Annotated in this window: 5 protein-coding genes; 4 read left to right on the plus strand and 1 reads right to left on the minus strand. The window is 71.1% G+C overall.

From position 1 onward, the window contains the following. Positions 1 to 319 (plus strand): hypothetical protein (locus EHS43_RS36005; RefSeq protein ID WP_260470871.1); only part of this gene is annotated, 319 nt, incomplete at its 5' end. A 311-nt stretch (positions 320 to 630) separates the two neighbouring features. Here EHS43_RS36005 and EHS43_RS36010 read toward each other — a convergent pair. Beyond that, a complete protein-coding gene (locus EHS43_RS36010; RefSeq protein ID WP_125194812.1) occupies positions 631 to 2,313 on the minus strand; it encodes a chitinase in 1,683 nt (560 codons plus the stop codon). Between the two features lie 256 nt (positions 2,314 to 2,569). On the opposite strand from EHS43_RS36010, the gene EHS43_RS36015 reads away from it, so the two are divergent. From EHS43_RS36015 to EHS43_RS36025, 3 genes are all read left to right on the plus strand, one after another. Beyond that, positions 2,570 to 3,469 carry a hypothetical protein gene (locus EHS43_RS36015; protein ID WP_125194813.1) on the plus strand — a complete coding sequence of 300 codons (900 nt, stop codon included), beginning with the start codon at positions 2,570 to 2,572 and terminating at the stop codon, positions 3,467 to 3,469. Positions 3,470 to 3,535: 66 nt separating this feature from the next. Next, positions 3,536 to 4,243: a Flp pilus assembly protein CpaB gene (gene cpaB, locus EHS43_RS36020; RefSeq protein WP_125194814.1), complete on the plus strand. Its 708-nt coding sequence runs from the start codon at positions 3,536 to 3,538 to the stop codon at positions 4,241 to 4,243. A 9-nt stretch (positions 4,244 to 4,252) separates the two neighbouring features. Beyond that, entirely contained in the window at positions 4,253 to 5,503 is a 1,251-nt protein-coding gene (locus EHS43_RS36025; protein WP_125194815.1) for an AAA family ATPase, read from the plus strand. Positions 5,504 to 5,523 lie beyond the last annotated feature (20 nt).

Consider the following 5,523-nt stretch of genomic DNA (forward strand, 5'->3'; position numbering starts at 1 on the left):
GGCGTTCACCGGGCAGCCGCCGCCCCCACCGGTCGTCGAGGGCCCGGAGTTCATGGCGGTGGACCGCCACAACTCCGTCGTCGTCGACTCCGCGGGCGTCGCCTTCGAGGACCACGGCCACTCCGCCGAGTTCCCCTGGAACGAGATCCGCAGCGTCCACTACAAGGCCGGCCCGAACGGCAAGACCCTGATGGTGGCGGTCGTCCACCTCGACGGCTGCTTCTACGAGTGCGTGGTCGACGCGAGGACCCGCGACACCCTGGGCCGCTGGTTCGCCCAACTGGCACCGATCCTGGGGTACTACCGACCGCTGGCGTGACCAGGGAATGGCGAGCCGCGGATCCATGAGGGACGGAGAGCGGAGGCAACGGTGGTCGTGCGCCGCCTCCGCGGCCCGTCCGGCTCGGCGCCGCTTCTCGCGCGTGCGCGTCACGTGGGCGTCGGTCGGCCTGGCGGTGACGGGCGTCGTGCGTTACGGCCGTCCGGTCCATGCGATCGGTCCCGTGCGCGCCGGCCCCGGTGGCGTTCCGGGTGCCGGCGTGCACGGGCTGAGCCCGACGATCGGTGGGACGGGACGGCGAGTCGTGCCGGTTGTTCAGGGCGGCCACCCGGCCGCGTCCTGGCCCGCGGCTACGGCAGCCCGTGCACGTGCGGTCCCACCGTGCCCGACCAGGTGTTGCCCGCCGTCGCGTCCCAGTTCGTCGACCAGGTCATGGCGCCGCGCAGGTCCGGGTAGGTCCGCGGGGGCTTGAAGGAGCCGCACCCGGTGCCCCTGGTCAGGCAGTCCAGGGCGTTGTTCACCACCGTCGGGGAGACGTAACCGCTGCCCGCCCCGCGGGTCGACGCCGGCAGACCCAGCCCGACCTGGGACGGTGCCAGCCCGCCCTCCAGCTGGATGCAGGCCAGGGCGGTCAGGAAGTCCACCGAGCCCTGGGAGTAGACCTTGCCGTCGCAGCCCAGCATCGAACCGCTGTTGTAGTACTGCATGTTGACGACGGTGAGGATGTCCTTCACGTTCAGCGCGGTCTGGAAGTACGCGTTGGAGGTCGACTGCATGTCGATGGTCTGGGGCGCCATCGTGAGGACCAGCCCGGACCCGGCCTTCGCCGACAGCGATCGCAACGCCTGTGACATGTAGGTCGCGTTGAGCCCGTTCTCCAGATCGATGTCGACGCCGTCGAAGCCGTACGTCTGCATCAGCGCGTACACCGAGTTCGCGAAGTTCGCGGCGGAGGCCGGGTCGTTCACCGAGACCGTGCCGTTCTGCCCGCCCACGGAGACGACGACCTTCTTCCCGGCCGCCTGCTTCGCCCTGATGTCCGCCTTGAACTGGTCGACCGTGTACCCGCCGAGCCCGGCCGAGTCGAGGGTGAAGGAAACGGCACCCGGGGTCGTCGTCGCGTCCGCGAACGCCACCGCGATGATGTCGTACTGCGACTGCACGGCCGACAGCTTCTGCACCGTCGCCCCGTTGTCGAAGTTCTGCCAGTACCCGGTGACCGCGTGCTTCGGCACCGCGCCGCCCCCGGTGCCCGTCGACGCGCTCGTCGTGCCCGTCACCGCGCCCGACTTCGCCGACTCACCCGCCGCGTTCACCGCCGTGACCTGGAAGCCGTACGAGGTCGAGGCGGCGAGCCCGGTCACGGTCGCCGAGGTCCCGGTCACCGCGGTGACCTTCGTGCCGTCGCGGTAGACGTGGTAGCCCGTGGCTCCCGAGACCGCGTTCCAGGCCAGGGAGACCGACGAGGACGACGTGCCGGAGACCGTCAGGCCGCCCGGCGTCCCGGGGACCGTCGGGGCCGGGTCGCCGCCCCCGCCCCCGTCCGGGCCGTACACCGACACGTCGTCGGCGAGGTAGGCGGCCTGGCCGTACCAGCCGTGCGTGTACACCGTCACCGAGGTCGTCGAGGCGCCCGTGGTGAAGGTGGTCGTCAGCTGCTTCCAGGAGGCGGAGTCCGGGGTCCAGGCCGACACGTCCGTGGTGCCGGTGCCGGTCGCGCCCAGGTAGGCGTAGCCGCCCTGCACCCAGGCGCTCAGCGTGTACGTCGAGTTCGGCTTCACGGCCACCGTCTGGACGCACTTGGCGTTGTCCTGCCCGGCGGGCGTCGCCTTCAGCGCGGCCGCGCCGCCGTGCACGGGGGAGGAGACGGTCGTACCGCTGCCGGCCGAGCAGGTCCAGCCGGTCAGGCCGGACTCGAAGCCGGCGTTCTTCGCGTTGTTGACGTCCGCGGCGGCGGCCGGTCCCGCGAACCCCAGGGCGAGGGCCGTGAGGACGGTCGTCGTCCAGAGCCGTTGTCTGCTGATTATGGGCATGACAAGAGAGTTGGTCCAGACCAATCCCGCTGTCAAGAAGGACGTCGAGGATGGATGCGCAACTGGCCCTTCTCCGGCCCTCGCACGTGGCAAGTGCGCCCCATCTGGGCGGTAATCGCCCCCTTTTGGTCCGTCAGGCAGGCCAGGAAGTCACGGAATCGCTGTTCTCCGGTCACAGAGCCGTGGTTACAGTGCTCAGGTAGTCACGCAGTGAAGTCGACCGGGTGTGCCGGAGTGATCCGTCGGACCCTCGGGCATGGGATACGGGGAGCTGCGCGTGCCAACTGCCATCGCAGTGACCGGCGCCGACATGGCGCTGCCGGCGCAGGACGAGCGGACCCTGCCCGCAGTCGTGCTCGACGGCCTGGACCGGCAGCCGCTGGACCACTCGCTAGCCGTCCTCCAGACGCTGATCGACCAGCACGGCCACGTGGTCGTCGTGTACTCCCGTGCCGTGCCCCCGGCGGTGGACCAGCGGCTGCGCACCGTGCGGTCCCTGCTGGAGAGCGACCGGATCGCCCTGTTCCAGCCCGATCTGCCACCGCTCGGACTCGCCGTCCTCGCCCGGCAGTTGAGACAGCTCGCCTCCTGCGACCTCAGCCCCGGCGTCCTCGCCTCGGCCGGCCGGCTGCTCACCCACTACCTCCACGCGGGCGCGCTCCTCGGCTCGGTGGCCAAGCTCGACCGGGTCCCCGTCGGGCTGAAGCAGCACGCCAAGTCCTGGGTGCCGGGCAGCCAGTTCGCCGTGCTCGCCCACCCCCAGCCGCAGCTCGTCAGGATCACCCCGGACACCACGCTCGCCGGCCCGGAGTTCGCCACCTCGATGCTCGTCGCCCGCGGCCAGCTCCCGTCCGACTGGGTCTCCGGGTCCCTCGCCAAGTCCTGGCGGATCCAGGGGCTGCGCGAGGCCCCGCTGCCAGCCGAGTCCGCCGAGTGGTGGGGCACCGGCAGGCTGATCGAGTTCTGCGCCTTCCTGCCCGACCTGTCCGTCCTTTACCAACTGGTCACCTCGGTACGGCAGAACATCTGCCACTGGTGCGGTATCGACGTCATCGGCGACCGCTGCGTCTTCTGCTCGGCCACCGCACCCGTGGCACCCGTTCCCCAGCACCAGCAGCACCAGCAGCAACCAAGGCACCAACTGCCCGCCGGGTGAGCCGTACCGGATCGCCCCCGTCCCCGATTCCGCTCGACCGAGCCCCCCAACGAGGTTGTACGGTTCATGAACTCCCGTCAGCGCCGCGGCGTGATACTCCTGCTCCTGTCGGTCCTGGGCGCCCTCGCGGCCTTCGCCGGCGTGCTCTCCGTCATCGACGACGTGAAGTCCAAGGTCGGCCCCGAAGTCACGGCGTACGAGGTCAAGAAGGACATCGAGCCCTACACCCGGCTGAGCGCGGAGCAGTTCGAGAAGACCGAGATGCCCGAGCGCTGGCTGTCCGCCAACGCGGTCACCGACCTCGCCGCCATCCGCGACAAGATCGCCGTGACGACCCTCAAGAAGGGCTCGCTGCTCCAGAGCGACATGATCGTCGACCAGCCCGCGCTCCAGCCCGGGCAGCAGGAGATCGCCATCATGATTGACGCGGCGACCGGTGTGGCGGGCAAGATCACGGCGGGTTCCGCGGTCAACGTGTACGCGACCTTCGAGGGGCAGAAGGAAGGCGATCCCGACCAGTCCAAGATCATCGTGACGAACGCGCGCGTCCTGGACGTCGGCGACCTCACCCCGCTCCAGCCCGACGCCGACGACCGCACCCGCGCGGCCACCGAGGCCCGGCCCATCACCTTCGCGCTCTCCGCCCTCGACGCCCAGCGCATCACGTACGCCGAGTCCTTCGCCAAGCGGGTCAGGCTCGCGCTGGTGGCCCCGGGCGAGACCGGGACCGTGCCCGAGCAGCAGCGCACGTACGAACTCGCGAAGGACAAGTGAGAGGCCGCCATGCCCACGAGGATCCTCCCGGCAGTCGGCGACGCGGACGCGGTCCGCTCCCTCACCACGCTGCTCAGCCAGCTGCCGGACGCCGAGCCCGTCGCCCCGGTCACCGACTCCACCCAGCTCATCGACACCCTCGCGCGCCTGGCGTCCGAGTCGATCGACGAACTGCCCGAGGTCGTGGTCGTCCACGAGCGCATCGGACCCGTCCCCGCCCTGGAGCTCATCCGCGAGGTCGCCCTGCGCTTCCCGGCCGTCGGCGTCATCCTCGTCACCTCCGACGTCAGCCCCGGCCTCTTCCAGGCCGCCATGGACTACGGCGCCCGCGGCCTCATCGCCCTCCCGCTCGGCTACGAGGAACTCGCCACCCGGGTGCACGCGGTCGCCCAGTGGTCCACGGGCGTACGACGGCACCTGGGCGCCGCCACCGACGTGTTCACCGGCGTCGGCGGCACCGTCGTCACCGTCAGCGGGGCCAAGGGCGGCGTCGGCGCCACCACCACCGCCATCCAGCTCGCCCTCGCCGCCCAGGCGTCCGGCCGCACCACCGCCCTGCTCGACCTGGACCTCCAGACCGGCGACATCGCCTCCTACCTGGACGTGCAGTTCCGCCGCTCGGTCGTGGACCTCGCCACCATCACCGACATCTCGCCACGCGTCCTCGCCGACGCCGTCTTCTCCCACGACACCGGCCTCGCGCTGCTGCTCGCCCCCGGCGAGGGCGAACGCGGCGAGGAGGTCACCGAGCGCGCCGCCCGGCAGATCGTCAGCGCCCTGCGCTCCCGCTACGAGGTCGTCGTCGTCGACTGCGGGGCCCAGCTCAGCGGGGCCGGCGCGGCGGTCGTGGAGATGGCCGACACGGCCCTGCTCGTCACCACCCCGGACGTGGTCGCGGTACGCGGCGCCAAGCGTGCCGTGCGGATGTGGGACCGGCTCCAGGTCCGCAAGGCCGAGGAGACCACCGTCGTCGTCAACCGCCACAGCCGCGGTACGGAGATCCAGCCCGCGCTCATCCAGAAGATCACCGGCACGGGCGTCGCGGCGACCGTGATCCCGGCGAACTTCAAGGAGCTCCAGGGCGCGGTGGACGCGGGACGGGTCCACGAACTCGACGCCAAGGGCACGGTCAAGCAGGCCCTGTGGACGCTCGCCGGTGAACTGGGCCTGGTCAAGGGCACGGAGGGCAACTCCCATCGCAACGGCGGCCGGGAGCGCGGCTCGCTGACCTTCCGGCGGCGCAAGGAGCTGGGGAGATGATGGCCGCGGCGGTGCGGGAC

Origin of the sequence: Streptomyces sp. RP5T (genome assembly GCF_003933965.1) — a bacterium.
Lineage (GTDB): Bacteria > Actinomycetota > Actinomycetes > Streptomycetales > Streptomycetaceae > Streptomyces.

Coding starts and splice junctions, on each gene's coding strand:
- cpaB (WP_125194814.1), top strand. CDS start 3,536: ATGAACTCCCGTCAGCGCCGCGGCGTGATACTCCTGCTCCTGTCGGTC.
- EHS43_RS36015 (WP_125194813.1), top strand. CDS start 2,570: ATGGGATACGGGGAGCTGCGCGTGCCAACTGCCATCGCAGTGACCGGC.
- EHS43_RS36010 (WP_125194812.1), bottom strand. CDS start 2,313: ATGCCCATAATCAGCAGACAACGGCTCTGGACGACGACCGTCCTCACG.
- EHS43_RS36025 (WP_125194815.1), top strand. CDS start 4,253: ATGCCCACGAGGATCCTCCCGGCAGTCGGCGACGCGGACGCGGTCCGC.